The organism is Mesorhizobium sp. M0317, from assembly GCF_040321555.1.
Lineage (GTDB): Bacteria > Pseudomonadota > Alphaproteobacteria > Rhizobiales > Rhizobiaceae > Mesorhizobium.
The window spans coordinates 15,321-33,027 of record NZ_JAMYRV010000013.1; the positions used below are offsets into that span (position 1 = coordinate 15,321).

Here is a 17,707-nt window from a genome sequence, read left to right on the forward strand (position 1 = left end):
AGGCTTTCCCTCCGGACTCGGCAATGAAGCGGTAATTCCATGACGTCAATGGCTATAGAGGAATAAATTCCTTCTGACTCCGCTTGACTCTTTCGGCACCCTCTGGAATCTATAGGAACATAACAGGAACAATTATGAGAGAAATTGACCGTCATGGCGACATCAGCCGTGGCGCGGGAGACTGTTTTTGCCCTGCGCCGCCAGATCGCGAAGATCGAGGGAACGCTGCCCGAGCGCCTGGCCGTGCCGGCCGGCGAGCGACCTCGTGCGCGTGCTGAGGGCTGTCTCCACGCCGCGCCTGAACCCGATTCCGATGTTACCATCATCCGGCGCGGGCTTGCCGCAGCTTTGCCGGATGCTTTCCTGGCCACCGGCATCGAACGCCTCGATGCGGCGCTTAGCGGCGGCCTTCCGAAAGCCGCCTTGAGCGAAATCCATGGCCTTGAGACCCGCAATGCCGGGGCCGTCGCCGGCTTTGTGCTGTCGCTTGTCAGCCTGATCCTCAAGGGCCAGCCCTTGCCAGTGCTGTGGATCGGCACGTCGGAGATTTTTCGCGAGGCCGGCTTTCCCTATGCCAGGGGATTGCAGGGCATGTTCGGTATCGCACCGGAGCAGTTGCTGTTTTCCGAGGCGCCGAAACTCACCGATGCGCTGTGGGTAGCCGAGGAGGCCGCCAAGATGACGGCGCTCGCCGCAATCATCCTCGAAATCCGTGGCAGCCCGCAGCGGCTCGACCTCACCGCGACGCGCCGGCTGCACGCGCGCGCCCAAAACGCCGGCCGGCCGGTATTCCTGCTGCGCCAGGCCGGCGAAACCGAGCCGACCGCCGCCCCGGTGCGCCTCATCGTGTCGGCTGCACCAGCGACATCGCGCCGGACGATCGCCGGGCCGCTTGCCGGCTCGATCGGCCACCCTGCCTTCACCGTCAGCATCGGCAAGAGCCGCACCGCTCTGCCTGGACAATTCACACTGGAGTGGAACCCCGATGAACACGCATTCGAAGAAAGAAAGCCCCGCGAAAAACGGCCAGAGAATTCTGTCGCTGTGGTTCCCGCATCTGGCGGCCGAACGGATCCTGCGCCAGCGCCTGGGACGGTCGTGGCGTTCCCGGCCTTCGGATCATTTCCCGCTCGTGATCAGCCATCGCGACCGCAACGCCCAGCGCATATCGGCCCTCGACGAGCGGGCTGAGGCGCTGCATCTGAAGCCTGGCATGGGCATTGCCGACGCCCGTGCCATGCATCCCTCGATCGACATTGTCGAGGCCGATCCGGAGGCCGACCGCCGGCTGCTCGAAGGCCTCGCCGACTGGTGCGACCGCTATACGCCGCTGGTGGCGCTTGACGGCGTCGACGGGCTTTATCTCAACGTCACCGGCTGTACCCACCTGTTCGGCGGCGAGCGCGCCATGCTGGACGACATCCTTGCGCGGTTTTTCCAGCAGGGTTTCGATGTCCGCGCCGGGTTGGCCGCGACGCCGGGTGCAGCCTGGGCGGCAGCGCGCTTTTGCGGCGACCGCATCGTTGTCTCCGGCGAGGAGGAAGCGCTGCTCGCCCCCTTGCCGCTGGCGGCACTGCGCATCGAGGCCGATATCCGCGCCAGCCTGGAAAGCGTCGGTCTGCGCACCGCCGGCGCGGTCATGGCAGCGCCGCGAGCGCCGCTCGCCCGCCGTTTCGGCGCGACCTTGCTGTTGCGGCTTGACCAGGCGCTCGGCCGCCTCGACGAGGCGGTATCGCCGCGCCTGCCGGTGGCCCCGCTTTCGGTCGAACGCCACCTGGCCGAGCCGGTCGTGCTGACCGCCGAGATCGAACGGCTGGTGCTCTTGCTGGCGGTGACGCTGAAGGCCGATCTCGAACGCCGCGGCGAGGGCGCAAGGATGCTGGCGCTGCTTTTGTTTCGCGTCGACGGCGCCGTCAGCCGCATCGCTGTCGGCACCTCGCGTCCGCTGCGCGAACCGAAGCTGATCCAGCGCCTGTTCCATGAGCGGCTGGCCGCGCTCGAACAGGACATCGATGCCGGCTACGGCTTCGACCTGGTTCGGCTTTCGGTGCTGGCGGCCGCCGGCTTCGACATGCAGCAGGCCGATTTGACCGGCGAGGCCGAGGATGACGGCGCCGACATGGCACTCTTTGCCGACCGCATCCGCGCCAGGCTCGGCGACAGTGCGGTGCTGAAACCGGTCGCCCTCGAGAGCCATCTGCCGGAGCGCGCCATCGCCACCATCCCGTTCTCGGAAGCGCCACAACGCAAAACACCGCTCAGGAAGCCGGGCTCGAAAGACGCGCCGCGCGCAACCATCTTCCCGCCGGAACGGCCGATCCGGCTGTTCCGTTCGCCCGAGCCGATCGAGGTGCCGGCCACCGAAATGCCTGAGGGTCCGCCGATGAATTTCCGCTGGCGCCGCGCGCTCTACCGGGTCGCGCGCGCCGAGGGGCCGGAACGCATCGCGCCGGAATGGTGGCGTGAAACGTCAAGCGATCCGCTCACATCGACGCGTGACTATTTCCGGATCGAGGATGCCGACGGCCGCCGCTACTGGCTCTACCGGCAAGGCCTCTATGGCAACCCGCAGGTGCCGCCGCGCTGGTTCATGCATGGGGTCTTCGCATGAACGCGCTGACCGTCATCCCCTATGCGGAATTCGGCATCCAGTCGAACTTCTCCTTCCTGCGCGGCGCCTCCAAGCCGGAGGAGCTGGTGGTGGCGGCCAAATTCCTCGGCTTTTCCTCGATCGGACTGGCAGACCGCAACACGGTGGCCGGCGTCGTGCGCGCCTGGCAGCAGGCCAAGGTCGAGAAGCTCGCCTATCACCCCGGTTGCCGCCTGGTGTTCGGCGACGGCACGCCGGACATTCTCGCCTATCCGCAGAACCGCAAGGGCTGGGGCCATCTCTGCCGCATGCTGACGCAAGCCAATTTGCGCGATGAAAACGAGAAGGGCGCGACCCTTCTCCAGCGCAGCGACCTGCTCGAATGGGGCGACCTGCTGTCGCTGGCGGTGCTGCCGGATCTCTCGGCGAATGCCGACGATCCCCTGGCATTGGTCCGTCAACTGAAAGACCGTTTCGGCGCTAATTTGCGGCTAGGCATGGCGCCGGATTATCGCGGCAATGACCGTTTCCGCATCGAGCAGGCGGCGGGCATGGCGGACATCGTCGGCGTGCCGCTGATGGCGACCAACGACGTGCTTTATCACAGCGCCGAGCGCCGCTCGCTGCAAGATGTGCTCACCGCCATCCGCCTCAATTTGCCGGTCGCCGAGGTCGGGGTGGAGCTGACGGCCAACGCCGAGCGCCATCTGAAGCCGCCGCTGGAAATGGCCCGTCTCTTCCGCCCCCATCCACGGGCGCTGGCCGAGACGCTGCGCTTTGCCGGCGAACTGACCTTCTCGCTCAGCGACCTCCAGTACAATTATCCCGACGAGCCGACGCAATCAGGGCTTGGGCCGCAGGCCGAGCTAGAGCGTCTGGCCAGGGAGGGGGCCGCCACGCGCTATCCGGCGGGCGTCCCCGCTTCCGTCTTGCAGCGCATCAGTGAGGAGCTCGCTCTGATCGAGCGTCTGAATTATGCGCGCTATTTCCTGACCGTTTACGACATCGTCCAGTTCGCCCGCAATGAGGGCATTCTGTGCCAGGGCAGAGGCTCGGCCGCCAACTCGATCGTCTGCTACTGCATCGGCATCACCGAGGTCGGCCCCGAGCGCATCGACACGTTGTTCGAGCGCTTCATTTCCGAGGAACGCAACGAGCCGCCCGACATCGACGTCGACTTCGAGCATGAGCGGCGTGAGGAGGTGATCCAGTACATCTACTCCAAATACAGCGCCAAGCGCACCGCGCTGGCGGCCGCCGTCATCAGCTATCGCGGCCGCTCGGCGCTGCGCGAGGTGGCCAAGGCCATGGGCCTGTCGGACGATGTCCGCAGTGCGCTCTCCAGTTCGATCTGGGGCTGGTCGACCTCGGAGCTCGGCGAGAAGGAGGCCCATGCCGGCGGCCTCGACCGCAACGAGACCTCGACCAGGCATGTGATCGCCCACGCCAACGAGATCATGGGCTTTCCCCGGCATCTGTCGCAGCATGTCGGCGGCTTCGTCATTACCCGCGACCGGCTCGACGAGATCGTCCCCATCGTCAAGACGGCGATGGAGGCGCGCAAGATGGTCGAGTGGGATAAGGACGATCTCGACGCGGTGAAGATCCTGAAGGTGGATATTCTAGCGCTTGGCATGCTGACCTGCCTGAAGCGCGCCTTCACCTTGCTCACCGACCATTATCCGAAGGCCCGGGATGATTACGGCCGACCCTATGTGCTGGCCACCCTGCCGCCGGAAGAGAACAACGTGTACGACATGATCTGCCGCGCCGACACGCTCGGCGTCTTCCAGATCGAATCGCGCGCGCAGATGTCGATGCTGCCGCGTCTAAGCCCGCGCGAATTCTACGACCTGGTCATCGAGGTGGCGATCGTGCGGCCCGGCCCGATCCAGGGCGACATGGTGCACCCCTATCTGCGCCGTCGGCAGGGCAAGGAAGCGGCTGAATATCAAAAGCCAGAGCTGGAGGCTATTCTCAAGAAGACACTCGGCGTGCCGCTGTTTCAGGAACAGGCGATGAATATTGCAATCGTCGCCGGTGGTTTCAAACCCGGCGAAGCCGACGAACTACGCCGCGCCATGGCCACCTTCAAGCGCACCGGCACCATCGGCAATTACCGCCAGCGCATGATCGACGGCATGGTCGGCAAGGGATACACCAAGGACTTCGCCGAGCGCTGCTTCAAGCAGATCGAAGGCTTCGGCGAATACGGCTTTCCCGAAAGCCACGCCGCCTCCTTCGCTTTGCTCGTCTATGCCTCCTGCTGGTTCAAAACCTTTTATCCCGACGTGTTCTGCGCCGCGATCCTGAATTCGCAGCCGATGGGGTTTTACCAGCCGGCCCAGCTGGTGCGCGACGCGCGCGACCATGGCGTCGACATCCGCGACGTCGACGTCAATTTTTCCGACTGGGACTGCACCCTGGAGAAAGCCCAATTCGATCCGGGCCGCATCCTGGCGCGCCATGCCGAAATGCGCGGTGTCATCAAGACCCGGTACGCCGTCCGGCTTGGCTTCCGTCAGATCAAGGGCTTGGCCGAGAAGCGTATGGAAGCTTTCACCGCGCGGCGCGGCGCCGGCTATACAAGCGTCAGGGATGTCTGGCTGCGCTCGGGCCTCGATGTCGGCGAAATCGAAAGACTGGCGCAGGCTGACGCCTTCCGCTCACTCGGCCTCGATCGTCGTGAAGCCTTGTGGGCGGTGCGCGCGCTGGATGGCAAGAGCGCCGCCGAACGGCTGCCGCTGTTCGACCAGCCGGCGATCCGGCTGCGCGAACTCGAGCCCGAGACAAAACTGCCGACAATGCCGCTCGGCGAGCACGTCATCCACGACTACCGCGCGCTCGGCCTGTCGCTGAAGGCGCATCCGGTCGCCTTTCTGCGCGAGCGGCTCGACCGCGCCGGCGTCATTCCCAATGCCAATCTCGGCTCGGTGCGCGACGGCAGGCGGGTCTCGGTCGCCGGCCTGGTGCTGGTGCGGCAGCGGCCCGGCAAGGGCAATGCGATCTTCCTGACGCTAGAAGACGACAAGGCCGTCGCCAACGTCATTTTCTGGGAGCGGACCTTTACCCGTTTCCGGCCCATCGTCATGGGCGCGCGCTTCGTCAAGGTCACCGGCAAGCTGCAGTCGGAATCCGACGTCATCCACATCGTCGCCGAAAAGATCGAGGATTTGACACCGTGGCTGACGGTGCTGCTGGAAGAGATGACGCCGGCTGCCCGGCCCGACATTGCCACCCTCTCGGACAAAGCTGAAAGGGTCATGCCCAAGGGGCGGAATTTTCAGTAGGGCAAGTGCAGGGCGGTCGGGAGCCCATGACATTAATGCCGGCAAGGGCAGAGGGGGGCGCGAAGGATCGCCAACAGAATGGCTTCTTAGGCTGAGGTCCGTTTGAACCACCCCTGGTCCCTCAGCCCGGCCCACCCAATCGCGGCGGCGACAGCACGTCTTCCGCCGAAATCGTCCGCGCCTCCGAGGGCAGCATGATCGGGATGCCGTCGCGCACGGGATAAGCGAGCTTGGCGATCCGCGAGATCAACTCGCCGCGCACCGGGTCCCAGGCCAGCGGCCCCTTGGTCAGCGGGCAGGCCAGCAGCTCCAGCAATTTTGGATCGACATTGACCGACTTGCCGTCACGCCCATCCGCAGCCATTGGATCCCCCTTCAGCCATCGGCTCAGCCCTTATTGCAGGCTGGAGCCAAAGTCCTCATTCTCGCGCGCCAGCGCCATTTCGGTGATGGCGATCAGCGTCTCCGCGCGGGCTTTCAGGTCGGGCGCCTCCAGCAGCGCCTGTTTCTCGGCCGGTCCGTAGGGCGCCATCATCGACAGCGCATTGACCAGCATGGTGTTCTCGGCGCGGCTGACGCTTTCCCAATCGGCTTCGAGATCGTTGGCCTGCAGATAAGCGCGAAACGCTTTCAACAGCGCCGGCCGGTCGACCTCGCTTGCCGCCTGGTCTTCGGCAAGATCGGTGAGGAACGGCGCCAGCTTGCATTGCCGGAAAGGCGTCTTCACCGGCAATTCGCTGGTGATGCGGAAACGGCAGACGCCCTGCAGCGAAACCAGATAGCGGCCGTCGCCGCTCTCGGCCATCGAGATGATGCGCCCGGCGCAGCCGACATTGCACAGTTCCGGCTCCCCGTCGGCGCGCAACGCGCCATTGAGGCTGGGCTGGACGATGCCGATCAGCCGCGCGCCGGCGATCGCCTCATCCACCATCTGCAGGTAGCGCGGCTCGAAGATGTTGAGCGGCATGCGCCCGCCCGGCAGCAGCAGCGCGCCGGCAAGCGGAAACACCGGAATGGTTGCCGGCAGATCCTTGCCGACCCGGTAAAATGCGTTTCCGACCTGCACCTTCACTCCTCCGACCCGCTTCGGGCGCGATGTTATCGGCCTAATCTGGCGCGGCGGCCGCCGACCGCAAGGCCCGACAGCCACGCCCCGGCAATTTGGCCGGCAAACGGCTCAGGAAAACAGCAGCGACGACAATTTGCGCCGTGCCGCCAGCGTCGCCTCGTCGGTCATGCCCCAGGCCTCGAACAGTTTCAGCAGCTGCGCCCTGGCGCCGTCCTCGTTCCACGTCCGGTCGGCTTTTATAATCGCCAGAAGATTGTCGGCCGCCGCATGGCGCTCGCCCCTGGCGTTCTGGATCATGGCGAGGTCGAAACGCGCCTGGTGGTCGCCGGGATTGGCGGCCAGTCGCTGCTCGAATTCAGCTGGATTGCCAAGTGCTGCCGCTTCCGCAGCCAGCGTCATCTTGGCACGCAGCGCGGCAAGTGCCGGCGCATTTTTCTTGGCCTCCGGCGCCGTTGCCAGCAGCGCCTCGGCGCCGTCGCTGTCGCCGGCCTCGAACAGAAGCTCGCCCAGCCCGGCAATCGCCTCGATCGTCTCCGGCGCTTGCGCCAGGATGGCGTCGTAAATGTCGGCTGCGGTCTGCGCATCGCCCGCCGCATGCGCTTCCGCCGCCGCGGCCAGTGCTTCGGCCACCGGCGGCGCGCCATTGCCCTTGCCGCCGACCTTGGTGATGAACTCGGCGATCTGGCTCTCGGGGATGGCGCCCATGAAGCCGTCGACAGGCTGGCCGTCCTTGAAGGCGATGACCGCCGGGATCGACTGGATGCCGAGCTGGCCGGCGATCGAGGGATGATCGTCAATGTTCATTTTGACCAGCTTGACCTTGCCGCCGGCGGCCTTGACCGCCTTTTCCAGAAGCGGCGTGAGCTGCTTGCAGGGCCCGCACCACGGCGCCCAGAAATCGACCAGTACCGGCTGTTTGCGCGATTCCTGGATGACGTCGGCGGCGAAAGTGGCGGTCGTGGTGTCCTTGATCAGCTCGCCAGCGGCAGGTGCTGCGCCGGGTGTCGGGCCAAGTGCCGACTTGGCCGGCTCGGCGCCGCCATATTGCACGGACGTGGTGTACTGGCCAGAATTGCCGCCGAATTGGCCGCCAAACGGATTGTTGTTGTCGCTCATGTCGTCGCCCTTCCGATCGCGCCCAGCGGAGCAGCGCGACGTCCTTAACTAGAGGTCAGTTTTCGCCATCCATGTGGCGATCAAGCCGAGACTTTCAAGATAGCAGCATCATGTCCGGTTGCCTCGACGAATCTGATGAGGTCGGCGGACGCGATCGACGTCGTCGCCTCATTGGTCAGCGGATGCGCGTTGACTGTCGCATGTGCTATCAAATCTTGGTCGAGCACCACTTTGACCCGTCTTTCGGTGTCGTTGATCAGCCCGAACACGGTGACCGCGCCCGGAATGACACCGAGCAGCTCCATCAGCATCTCCGGCTTGCCGAACGACACCCGGCCGGCGGCGCCGATCATCGTGTGGATCTGCTTCAGGTCGACGACCGCCTCCTCGCCGACGCTGACCAGGAAGAAATTGTCCTTCTTGTCCTTGAGAAACAGATTTTTCGTGTGCCCGCCCGGTATCTCGCCGCGCAGCGACTGCGAATCGGCCACCGTATAGAGCGGCGGATGGCGCACGGTCGACACTGATATGCCGAGATCGGCAAGAAAGGCGAAAAGCTCGGCTTCGGTCTTCGGCATTGGTGGTCTTCCCCTGTATCGGCGCGCGGCAAAGCCGTTTACGGCCAATGATGCCGCCGAGACAAGACCGTCATGCGGGAAGTCGATGAACCACCCGCGTGGCCGACAAGGTTCCGCCAAGCGATTTGGCGCGACCAAAAAGCCCGTCATTTCCCTGTTGCAATCGCCGCGCTCTTCAGCCATATAGGCCCGGCTTGCGGCCAAAGGGCCGTGTGAGCGGGTGTAGCTCAGGGGTAGAGCACAACCTTGCCAAGGTTGGGGTCGAGCGTTCGAATCGCTTCACCCGCTCCAATTTCCTTCTAGGAAATCAAGCGTTTACCGAAAAAGGCCGGATTTTGATCCGGCCTTTCGCATTTCGGGCAGCACCGGGGCAGCACCGACTCAAGTAGCGGCGTAATCGACTGTGACGCTGTCTAAAAGGGCGTGGCCTCGAATTCAGCGAAGCCCATTGCTCCGCGGGCTTTGGGGAAGTAGCTCGTTGAATCCATCACCGGAGCAACCGACTGGGAGTACTGGCTGCTACTGTCATGAGCATACCAGGAGCAAAAACCTGGAGCGTGCATGAGAAGCACCGAGTTTGGCCTTGATTCTTCGCGGTGGCATCCACCACGCAATGCGAAACTATCCGCCTTTCAAATCGAGAACGTCCGTCGGTTTCGCCGGTCGAAGCGAACTCCGTAACGTAGACGAACCGAGGCACTTCTAAATTTCTGATCACCTGCTTAACGGGGTTGGAGAAACGGTTCTTTATGCCGCGCTTTTTGTGTTTCCATCCGTAGGTAAGGTATGTCCGAGCGATTACATTGTTCGATCGTATTTGCGCGACAAAGTCGTCCCCTAGCTGATCCGAAGAACCCAACTTGCCGGCATGTCTTCCTTTAAAGGCAGGCCAGTCCGACGCATACGAGTACAAACTGCCCCACGCTAGGGCCTCCGCCTTTTCTGCGGGGAGATAAACTTTCTCGGGTAGCGGTATGATCAGATAGCTGACATTCCCCTCAACTGAGTAAGTGGCCTCCGACAGTGCGCTATTCGCCCTCAATCCGACTCGGATGTTTGGCCCCATTTGGTCATCATTTGCATAGAACGCTTCGCAGTACGCCGCCCTCGTCGGGTTGGCTGGCAACGGGGCGCCAGGGCTGCTGCCGAGTACCTGGCCGGTCATGACGACGGCATGCCCAACTTGCTGCCCCGGAAAGGTAAGCCCGGCAATCACGGGTATCCCGGAATCAATATATCTATTGATGATGTCGGCCGGGCGCACTGTGCCCCATATTGGGGAACCAACTTGGGTTATCTGACCGGCATATATTAGCGGTTCCCGCCCTGCATGGCGCATTGCGGCGACCATATTGTCCGTGGCGATCAGCGATCTTGCCGACCAGGCAATGAAGGCGGCCGACCGTGAGGGCATCAGTTCCGACGAGGTCAGCGAAGAGGTTGGCAGCCTATTCGAGGTCATCCTTGAGGCGATGAAGAACCGCGCTGGCGGCGGCGAGGGCGGGTGACACCATGCCGAAATCGAAACGGTTTTGGATTGTCGTCGGGGTTCTCACAACGCTTATCGTGCTCGCCCTAGTTATGTCCCTGACCCTTACCGCGCTCGGCCCGCACTGATGGCTAACGGACAATTCCAGCGATCCGGAGGGCGACTGCATCAAGTCCGCTTTTGTAAATCCTGGTGAGGACGTGCTCTGCGGCTTCTGCCCTTTGAGCAGTGCATCCGCGGAGTTCACCACCTCCTAGCCTGGCAGGCCTATTGGCGAGGCAGTCCCAAACACCCCAGGTTCCCTTGGCTTCCATGTGGCAGTAAAATCTGTGTTGATGATTTTCCATATCTGCACAACGCCTAGCGCGATCTTTAGGGTGCATCACATCTTTGGAGGTGGTTAATGCGCGCCCGAGCGCCGAACAAAGTGAGCACACAGTGGCGTAAGGTTTCTCGACAAGTGGGTTGCCGAGCAACTGCCTATTGTGGCGCGGGGGAGATCCGATCGCTGCCAGCGACCTGGCAGATCAATGGATGACCGCAGCCGAGAAGGCCGGCATCCCTGCCGACGAAATCAACGGCGAGGTCGAAAGCGTATTTGAATTGCTTTTGGAGGTAACGCGGCGTCGCACGGGTGAAATGCTCTAGCCGCGGAACCATTTCCTCCAGAATATCCATTTGGACCTTCTGCGCTTACGAAGCCGCACAATCGGCCTGTCGAAGTCATCCGGGTCGCACTCGGCAAGAAACCGCCGCCGCCATTCATCGCTTTGCTCGTTTCGCTGCCGTCTGAGACTCAGCTTGCCCCCACGAGGCACGGGAGCATCCAACCCCGCCAGAAGGCCGATGTGCGGGCTAACGCTGTCGAAATCGTCAAGCGTGTCTTCGTAGAACAGGCGGAGTGGTTCGATCCCGGCCCTAGCAAAAAACGAATTCCAGCGACCGGTGCCGATGGCAATCTGGGCAAGGGCGAAGTCGATGCCATACGCCGAGTACTCGGCCTTCTTCACGGCAGCAGTCTTGCTGGTCCAAGCACCATCCTGCGATGCTTTTGCCCAGGAAATTGCCTGGCCGAGCCGATCGCGCCTTCAAGGTATATCCACCCCGGGTCAGGAAACCACTCCGTAAGCCTGATATCCCTGCTTAGCTCATAGAAATGGGACGGGAACAGTTTGGTAGCTGCTACTCCGTTTGGCGTGGCGCTGGCGGCAATACGGGTGCAACGCTCAACCGTCGGGGTCTTCTCTTCTCGGTTGAAGTATTCTTTCGGATCTCCCAGCACCCCCGTGCTGCGCATCTTTTCGCAAAGAAGCGTGCTACCGGATCGCTGCAAGGTCGCAATGATAAGCGTCCTGCCGGGAGGTTTCCAACCTGTGGGCGGGCTGATCAGCATGGACGACAAATAACTACGGTATCACCGCCGAGTCCACCTTGCCACTTCAGGGTTGCAAACCGTCGTCAGTCGTCCTGCCGGCCCTTGGCGAAGTAAATAGCTCCATCCGTCTTGACTTGACAGGAATATGTTCCTCATTTTGTCCGCTATGGCGCACGATCCGATCGACACGCTGGGCAAGGCGACCCGGCACAACATGCTTGTGAAAGCCGAATGCAGCTGCGGCAACGTCCGCTACTGCCGATCCGCCGATCTCATGATGGTCTACGGCGGCGGCGTCGACCCGCAGAAGCTGAAGTTTGACTGCAACCGGTGCAAGCCGCAGATCAAGATCACGCTTCTCGTGCTCCTGGCGTACCACTACGAGCAATACCGCGCGCTTCTTGACGTCCATGCCACTGCTGAAATCGATCGAGATGATCACCGGCAACAAGGCGCAGTTCATCCAATGGAATGAGCGGCGCAGCCAAGTGAGAAGCCGTCAATCTAAATCCGGCCTGCCGACTTGGAGCTTCTCGTTAGCCTCAAAACCAATTGGGAAGGTGAGCCTAGGTTTTCCGGTGCAATTCGGCAACATACGCACATGTATCGATCCGTTCTGAGCAGGTGCAGCACGCTTCCTGACTTGAAAGGAATCCATGCTATACATTAGAATGAGCTAAATAACGATACTTGTGGCTTGGCGGTCTAAATATCGATTATTTGAGCGGGGGGTTATAGAATGGAACAGCGGCAAAATCTGGCGCCGCTTACGGCGATGCGCTTTTTCGCAGCTGCGGCGATCGTTGTTTTTCATCTTCATAATAACTGGGGGCTGCCCGGGCCCCAAGACACCGGATTGATGTTTGGCATCGGAGTGGACCTGTTCTTTGTGCTCTCAGGGTTCATCCTCGCGTACACATACCGGCGGATCGATGGGTTTGATCATGCGATCAAGATAGTCGCATACCGCGTGGCCCGTATCTGGCCGCTACACATCGCAATGCTCGGGCTTTTCTATCTGCTAGTCTACGACGCCTCAAACCCATTCCATGACATTCACAAACTCTGGGCCTCGGTGTTTCTCTTGCAGGCTTGGTTTGGAGATTACACATATTCGTTTAATGGGAACCCCGTCGCGTGGACACTGTCTTTGGAGTTGTTTTTTTATCTGACTTTCCCACTCCTAACGATCATGTCCAGTCGCTGGATTGTGGCAATTACATTGCTAGTTACAACGTTGACCTTGTCTTGGGCATTTGCAGTGCCAGTACTTAGTGCACCATTGGACCTGCCTGGAACGACCGCCGCTGGGATTGTCAGGATGCATCCGGGATCGTTTTTCGTGCTTTTTGCAGCAGGCATACTCGCCTGTCGAATGTTTATATCGCGCGAGTGGCAACTTGGACCGCGCGCCGCCACAGTATGGGAGGTTCTGTGCCTCCTGTTTGCAGGAGCCTACTTTTTGCGGAACGAGCAGATCGCTGGGTCGATCGCGAACTTCCTTCATGTTGGTGGAATCCCTGCACTGTGGATGCAGAATGCCATGGGTGCGGTCTTTTTCACTCCGCTAATTTTCGTGCTGGCAATCGGGAGAGGCCGCCTTTCACAGGCGCTCTCGGTACGCCCTCTGATCATTCTGGGCGAGGCATCTTTCGCGATATATCTCCTACACCTCATGGTGCAGGACAAGGCAATGGCTATTGGCTTTGCAACCCCGTCGGATGTGCCGGCCTACCTCTGCATTGTCTTGGTCGGTTCAATAGCGCTGAACAGGTACATCGAGATGCCGTCAAATCGCTATTTGCGTCGAAAAGTTGACGCCTGGGCGGATCGCCGCGTTGTCGCTGCGAGGCCGGTCATCTAGCTCGCGAGGCAGTCCGTTCTCGCCCTTCTCGTTTCTCGGGGCTCTTGGGCTCATCTTCGGCCGCCTTGGCAAGGGCCTCCCGCTGGGCGATGATCTGCTGATTGATCCTTGTCCCAAGCGCGTTGCGTGCCTTTTCAGGTAGTTCCTGGAGAGCTAGTTCGAGTAGAATTAGATCGGTGTCGGTGAAGTTCAGCGTAACCATTCTTGTCGTCTCCTTAGCTGCGTAGGCCCATGGCACGATCATCGGCGATCATGGCCATCACGACGCCGGCAAGCTGAGCCAGCGTCACGGTCGAGGTTGCGTAGGTGGTGCGCTGGATTGTGCCGGTGGGTAGGGCGACAGCGCCCCGTGCGGCAGGCGCAGTGCCGAAGAAGCCGATGCCGGTGGTGTTGACCTCGAACTTGGTGGCGGCCGCGCCATCATTGATCTTCACACCGCCCGTGCCTTTGCCCTGCACGATGATGCTGGGATTGGTTTCCGTGCCGCTCGGCTGGATGATCGGATGCCCGGCCGCCGCTGCTCCCTTGAGCGAAAGGAAGCTTGTCGGCGAAGCGACATGGCCGATTTCAACCTGTTTGGCGAAGCTGGAGCCGTATAGAACGAATGGACGCCGACTCCCTTTGTGCCGAAGCTGGACCCGACATCGGTATCTGAACCCTTCATCCACAACAGCGGCGACTGCCCGGCGACGGCGCCGGAGAATTCGAAATTGTTGACGGCGTTGTCGGTCGATAGAATCGCAAGTTGTTTCTCAAAGTCCGAATTGCCAAAGAAAACCGCCTTCGATTTCCCACCAGCCGCCACCCAGGTGTTGTCTGTCGAATCCAAAAAAAGGAGCGGGGCGACGTTGACCCCACCCACGGTCATGGCGGCGATGTTGTCGGTGTTCTTAAGCAGGATCGCCTGCCCGGTTGAGAAAGTCGCGGAGCGGAAGTCGATGCCGCGCAACCAGGTCGCGAAGCCGCCGGGGCTGAACGCGAATGCCGCCTCTGGTGCTACGTCGCCTTCCGACGAGGCCATGAAATTACCACGCGACGACTACCGGCATTCCACCGGGCAATCCGCCCAATGACTGAAGACATTGCCGTGTCGAAATTGGTGGTCGTGTCGAGGCCGTCCTTCAGCAAGATTTCCATACCAGACATCGTGCCATGCAGAGATCCGGTATTCGTTAGCTCACCCTGAAACCCGCCAAGTTCGTTATAGAGACCCGCCCCATACGCGCCCAACTCTCCGGTCGCGGTGAAACAGCTGCTGGAGCCGTCCCCGGTTTTGGTCGCTGTGGAGATCAGGCCCTGCCAAATCGATTGGCTTAGATTCGCGCCCGCATTAACGACGCCATCGCCGGTCGAAACAAATGAGAAGACGGCGCCGGGAATTAGCTCGTTGGTGCCGCCAGACGCCGCGTCGCGCCGTTGCAGCACGAAGGTCGCCCGCGTGTCATGGTAATTAAGCGGGGAGGTGTCGCGGATGATACCAACATGGCTGCTCGACCTGTATGCATACGGCTGTGTCGGCGCTGCGGTGAACATCGCCGCGATCTTGGCGTTCTCATTGGCGCCGGCGAAACCGTTCACGTCGTAGCCAGGTAGAAAGTTGCCGTTCGGCCCCGTTGGGCCGGTTGCCCCGGTGATGCCAGTTGCGCCGGTGGCTCCGGCGGGGCCCGTCGCTCCAGTCGCGCCGACGCCAGTCGGACCAGTCACTCCCGTCGGGCCGGTTACACCCGTGGCGCCGATCGCGCCGACGCCGGTCGGCCCGGTTGATCCCGTAACGCCCGTTGACCCCGTGGCACCAGATGGGCCAGCAGCCCCGCTAGGCCCTGTCGGACCCGTTGCGCCGGCTCCTGCGGGTCCAGTCGGCCCCGTTGGTCCACTGGGACCGTCGCCGCGCAGCAGCGCCAACACGGACGGGGACAGACTGTCGACCGTTACCTTTGCATTCGGCAGTGCCCCGTCGGCCCGCCGCACATCGGCCAGCGCGTCGATCGTTTCGTCGGCGCTGCGCACGAGCTCGGCCAGATCGTTGTCGAGTTGCGTTCCGTAGGGCAGGTATTGGTAGCTGAAATCGATAACGGGCTTCGTTGGATCGGGCATTTTGAGGCACCAAGAACGTCACTTCCAAGATCGCATCGCGGCGCCGGAGCAGCGCTCCGCACTCAGATTTCAGATGCTTGTTGGAAGACCGTTGACGTTAGCCCCGGCAGGATCCGAAGCGGTTGGTGCAGATGCCCGAGTCCTGCTCTGTTCCGGCGCAGCCAATTTACCAGTATTGCGTCGTCCGGGCTACAGAAAAGACAACCTGAGCACCCCCAAATTCGACACAAAGAGAACACTCTGCTAGCCATCGCTGATGGGGATTTTAGGAACGCTCTTCCTACTCGTGCTGATCGTCAGCAGCCCTCTTATAGTGGTCGCTCTTTTTCAAATCATTGATAAGGTTGCCGCCTCAATTTGGTTTTGGATAGCCTATCCTGTGTTTGTCGCATTCAGGTTCGTTTTCAGAGCCTGCCGTTTCCTACTGAACCGAGCCACTAACGCTGGCCGGCAGGATCGTAAATAGTCCCACCGGTCTCGGCGCCGGTGCGCGCCAGAGCTTCGCCGAAGCCAATCCTCGCGCCCCGATTGTTGGCGTTTCGGATGAGTTCGACTGACCGCGGGTCAATGAACATGTCCGCCAGGGATCGAAGATTACTGCGCAGCGCGGCACGCTTGGCGACGTTGCCGGCCTTCACGACCGATGTGCCCAAAGACTTCACGAGGCTGACGGCCATGCCGGTTGGAGACGCAGCGCCTCCCAGGTCAGCATTCATCGACCGGTTGAATTCCGTCGCGCTGCCGATCTGCTTCCGCCGTCCGGTGGCTTGCAGAACGTCCAGCAACTCCGGCATTGAGGCAGCTGCATGCCCACCAGGTATCTCGCGCAGCACGGCGTCAAGCACCTCCTGCCGGGCGTCGTTGCCGGCGACATCCTTGTGGAATTTGGCTCCGGCAAAGTCCCGAACGCCGTCCTGAGTTTCGGTATTGGCTTTGGAAAACCGGTCGGCCAGGTTCTGGCGCACCAGACCAGCGGTCGCGGCCGAATCCTCAGCGACTAGTCGACGAGCGGCGGCGGCGGCCTCCCCAGCGGAGCCTGTAAGCGGGTTCTGCGGCAGGATGGCATTGCCAGCGCCTGCGGTGTCCTTGGCCGCTGCAACGCGGCCCACGGGGCCTTGCTCAAGCGGATTGAGCGCGGTGCGGCGCAACGCTTCCCGCTCAGCCAGGGCCTGCGCATACGCGGGCGAATGGTTGGTCGCAGCATTGCGAGCTTCGGCGGCGCTGCCCGTGCTCTTGCCAGCGAGTTCGGGGCCATAGAGCGGATTGGCGACGCTCGAGAGCGCTTCACCGCGGGCGTTCAAATCCTTCGTCACGGCGTCAACGACGCCAATGGAATTGTCTGGCAGATGAGCATAGTCGGGTGCCAGTTCCGGGTTTCCGCGCAAGCGGGCCAGTCCGGCGGTGAAGCGCGGATCAGCTGCGATCGGCCCGAAGTGAGCTTGCGGAATGATCTGCTGTTGCGCGGCGTCGTAAAGCGGGCGGGTCTGAGCATTGTTGTAGAGCCAGTTTCCCGCGCCTTCGACGGTGCGGCTCAACGTGATCGGGAACATGGCCGTCTCGGCGAGACCGCGTGGAATACCCGACCCGAATGACAGGCCGACGTCTTTGGCTGTCGACACGGATGCAGGAGCCTGCTCGGTGCCGCGAATCAGGCTTTCGATGTTGTTGCCGCCGGCGGGCGCTGCCGGGGCGGCATACTTCGTCCACGGCCCGTCAGCCGCCGGCGTGGCTGCGGAATCGGCCGGACCGTCGAAGGTCTCCCGCATTGCTTTGGCCATCACATCATCGGGCGTTCCCGCAGGAAACCTTACGGTCGTTCCATCAGGTGCTTTGACCTCGATCGGGCTTGCGTCTGGAAAACCGGCCCAAGGATCATCTTTCGCCGACTGGTCGAACTGATCGAAGACGTTCGGAGATTGAGAGGCAGCGGCCTGATACTTCGTCCAGGGTCCATTCGCCGGGGCGAATGGTGGCGCCCCGAACGAACCCTGCCCTACTCGGTCGCCCTTGGCTGACACGCTGGCTGGCTGCACGACTTTGAAGCCTGGCGGGATAGCCGGTGCCGCGTTCGACTGTGCTGCTGCGCCATAGTGCTGGTCCTGCGCTTTGTGGAGCGCTTCCGCGTACATGTCGGCGTGGGCCGGATTGTCGAACTTTCCAAGGTTCTCGCCGGTCTGTCCGTAGCGTTCCATCGCGGCTTGATCGGGCAAAATCTGTCCGTCTGCGACGGTCGGCACCAGGA

At 61.9% G+C, this 17,707-nt stretch carries 17 protein-coding genes and 1 tRNA gene; 7 read left to right on the plus strand and 11 right to left on the minus strand.

Annotated elements, in window-relative coordinates:
* The first annotated feature begins 153 nt into the window (after window positions 1-153).
* Genes NKI88_RS12135 through NKI88_RS12145 form a run of 3 tightly spaced genes read left to right on the plus strand, consistent with a single transcriptional unit; the run spans window position 154 to window position 5,880 of the window.
* Window positions 154-1,191 carry an ImuA family protein gene (locus NKI88_RS12135; protein WP_352655304.1) on the plus strand — a complete coding sequence of 346 codons (1,038 nt, stop codon included), beginning with the start codon at window positions 154-156 and terminating at the stop codon, window positions 1,189-1,191.
* Window positions 1,133-2,611: a DUF6504 family protein gene (locus NKI88_RS12140; protein WP_352655306.1), complete on the plus strand. Its 1,479-nt coding sequence runs from the start codon at window positions 1,133-1,135 to the stop codon at window positions 2,609-2,611. Before NKI88_RS12135 ends, NKI88_RS12140 begins: the two co-directional genes overlap by 59 nt.
* The gene (locus NKI88_RS12145) at window positions 2,608-5,880 is read left to right on the plus strand and encodes an error-prone DNA polymerase (protein WP_023740132.1); all 3,273 of its coding nucleotides are present in this window, start codon (window positions 2,608-2,610) and stop codon (window positions 5,878-5,880) included. The genes NKI88_RS12140 and NKI88_RS12145 overlap by 4 nt, the downstream gene beginning before the upstream one ends.
* A gap of 121 nt (window positions 5,881-6,001) precedes the next feature.
* Here NKI88_RS12145 and NKI88_RS12150 read toward each other — a convergent pair whose 3' ends face one another.
* The 4 genes from NKI88_RS12150 to NKI88_RS12165 all read right to left on the minus strand — a co-directional run bounded on the left by NKI88_RS12150 (window position 6,002) and on the right by NKI88_RS12165 (window position 8,643).
* Complete coding sequence (locus NKI88_RS12150; protein ID WP_023687636.1) at window positions 6,002-6,244, minus strand: Trm112 family protein; 243 nt, start codon at window positions 6,242-6,244, stop codon at window positions 6,002-6,004.
* 30 nt (window positions 6,245-6,274) lie between these two features.
* Complete coding sequence (locus NKI88_RS12155) at window positions 6,275-6,946, minus strand: LON peptidase substrate-binding domain-containing protein (RefSeq protein WP_023685086.1); 672 nt, start codon at window positions 6,944-6,946, stop codon at window positions 6,275-6,277.
* Window positions 6,947-7,057: 111 nt separating this feature from the next.
* Window positions 7,058-8,065: a thioredoxin gene (gene trxA / locus NKI88_RS12160; RefSeq protein ID WP_023736734.1), complete on the minus strand. Its 1,008-nt coding sequence runs from the start codon at window positions 8,063-8,065 to the stop codon at window positions 7,058-7,060.
* Between the two features lie 80 nt (window positions 8,066-8,145).
* Window positions 8,146-8,643 (minus strand): prolyl-tRNA synthetase associated domain-containing protein, encoded by a 498-nt coding sequence (locus tag NKI88_RS12165; RefSeq protein WP_023672125.1) that lies wholly within the window; start codon window positions 8,641-8,643, stop codon window positions 8,146-8,148.
* 216 nt (window positions 8,644-8,859) lie between these two features.
* Here NKI88_RS12165 and NKI88_RS12170 point away from each other — a divergent pair.
* Together NKI88_RS12170 and NKI88_RS12175 are read left to right on the plus strand one after the other, a co-directional pair.
* A tRNA-Gly gene (locus NKI88_RS12170) sits at window positions 8,860-8,934 on the plus strand.
* Window positions 8,935-10,001: 1,067 nt separating this feature from the next.
* Complete coding sequence (locus NKI88_RS12175) at window positions 10,002-10,151, plus strand: hypothetical protein (protein ID WP_352655308.1); 150 nt, start codon at window positions 10,002-10,004, stop codon at window positions 10,149-10,151.
* 625 nt (window positions 10,152-10,776) lie between these two features.
* Here NKI88_RS12175 and NKI88_RS12180 read toward each other — a convergent pair.
* Window positions 10,777-11,196 carry a Stf0 family sulfotransferase gene (locus NKI88_RS12180; protein WP_352655393.1) on the minus strand — a complete coding sequence of 140 codons (420 nt, stop codon included), beginning with the start codon at window positions 11,194-11,196 and terminating at the stop codon, window positions 10,777-10,779.
* Window positions 11,139-11,525, minus strand: a complete 387-nt coding sequence (locus tag NKI88_RS12185; protein ID WP_352655310.1) for a Stf0 family sulfotransferase — start codon at window positions 11,523-11,525, stop codon at window positions 11,139-11,141. Before NKI88_RS12185 ends, NKI88_RS12180 begins: the two co-directional genes overlap by 58 nt.
* A gap of 127 nt (window positions 11,526-11,652) precedes the next feature.
* Between NKI88_RS12185 and NKI88_RS12190 the strand changes: the two genes are divergently transcribed.
* Both NKI88_RS12190 and NKI88_RS12195 read left to right on the plus strand, forming a co-directional pair.
* Window positions 11,653-11,982 carry a hypothetical protein gene (locus NKI88_RS12190; RefSeq protein WP_352655312.1) on the plus strand — a complete coding sequence of 110 codons (330 nt, stop codon included), beginning with the start codon at window positions 11,653-11,655 and terminating at the stop codon, window positions 11,980-11,982.
* Between the two features lie 264 nt (window positions 11,983-12,246).
* On the plus strand, window positions 12,247-13,371 hold the full coding sequence (locus NKI88_RS12195) for an acyltransferase family protein (RefSeq protein ID WP_352655314.1): 1,125 nt from the start codon (window positions 12,247-12,249) through the stop codon (window positions 13,369-13,371).
* On the opposite strand, the gene NKI88_RS12200 is transcribed toward NKI88_RS12195, so the two are convergent.
* The 5 genes from NKI88_RS12200 to NKI88_RS12220 all read right to left on the minus strand — a co-directional run bounded on the left by NKI88_RS12200 (window position 13,364) and on the right by NKI88_RS12220 (window position 17,702).
* A complete protein-coding gene (locus NKI88_RS12200) occupies window positions 13,364-13,573 on the minus strand; it encodes a hypothetical protein (RefSeq protein WP_023745929.1) in 210 nt (69 codons plus the stop codon). The two genes, NKI88_RS12195 and NKI88_RS12200, sit on opposite strands and share 8 nt — an antisense overlap.
* 13 nt (window positions 13,574-13,586) lie before the next feature.
* Window positions 13,587-13,805, minus strand: coding sequence for a hypothetical protein (locus NKI88_RS12205; RefSeq protein ID WP_352655316.1), 219 nt, complete (start codon window positions 13,803-13,805; stop codon window positions 13,587-13,589).
* Entirely contained in the window at window positions 13,802-14,392 is a 591-nt protein-coding gene (locus NKI88_RS12210; RefSeq protein WP_352655318.1) for a hypothetical protein, read from the minus strand. The genes NKI88_RS12205 and NKI88_RS12210 overlap by 4 nt, the downstream gene beginning before the upstream one ends.
* Window positions 14,368-15,465: a collagen-like domain-containing protein gene (locus NKI88_RS12215; RefSeq protein WP_352655320.1), complete on the minus strand. Its 1,098-nt coding sequence runs from the start codon at window positions 15,463-15,465 to the stop codon at window positions 14,368-14,370. Before NKI88_RS12215 ends, NKI88_RS12210 begins: the two co-directional genes overlap by 25 nt.
* Window positions 15,466-15,902: 437 nt before the next feature.
* Window positions 15,903-17,702: a hypothetical protein gene (locus NKI88_RS12220; protein WP_352655322.1), complete on the minus strand. Its 1,800-nt coding sequence runs from the start codon at window positions 17,700-17,702 to the stop codon at window positions 15,903-15,905.
* Between the last annotated feature and the right edge of the window lie 5 nt (window positions 17,703-17,707).

Excerpts from the sequence above, each read along its gene's own strand:
- NKI88_RS12135 (WP_352655304.1), top strand. The coding sequence starts at position 154 with ATGGCGACATCAGCCGTGGCGCGGGAGACTGTTTTTGCCCTGCGCCGC.
- NKI88_RS12145 (WP_023740132.1), top strand. The coding sequence starts at position 2,608 with ATGAACGCGCTGACCGTCATCCCCTATGCGGAATTCGGCATCCAGTCG.
- NKI88_RS12150 (WP_023687636.1), bottom strand. The coding sequence starts at position 6,244 with ATGGCTGCGGATGGGCGTGACGGCAAGTCGGTCAATGTCGATCCAAAA.
- trxA (WP_023736734.1), bottom strand. The coding sequence starts at position 8,065 with ATGAGCGACAACAACAATCCGTTTGGCGGCCAATTCGGCGGCAATTCT.
- NKI88_RS12165 (WP_023672125.1), bottom strand. The coding sequence starts at position 8,643 with ATGCCGAAGACCGAAGCCGAGCTTTTCGCCTTTCTTGCCGATCTCGGC.
- NKI88_RS12185 (WP_352655310.1), bottom strand. The coding sequence starts at position 11,525 with ATGCTGATCAGCCCGCCCACAGGTTGGAAACCTCCCGGCAGGACGCTT.
- NKI88_RS12190 (WP_352655312.1), top strand. The coding sequence starts at position 11,653 with ATGTTCCTCATTTTGTCCGCTATGGCGCACGATCCGATCGACACGCTG.
- NKI88_RS12195 (WP_352655314.1), top strand. The coding sequence starts at position 12,247 with ATGGAACAGCGGCAAAATCTGGCGCCGCTTACGGCGATGCGCTTTTTC.
- NKI88_RS12200 (WP_023745929.1), bottom strand. The coding sequence starts at position 13,573 with ATGGTTACGCTGAACTTCACCGACACCGATCTAATTCTACTCGAACTA.
- NKI88_RS12210 (WP_352655318.1), bottom strand. The coding sequence starts at position 14,392 with ATGGCCTCGTCGGAAGGCGACGTAGCACCAGAGGCGGCATTCGCGTTC.
- NKI88_RS12215 (WP_352655320.1), bottom strand. The coding sequence starts at position 15,465 with ATGCCCGATCCAACGAAGCCCGTTATCGATTTCAGCTACCAATACCTG.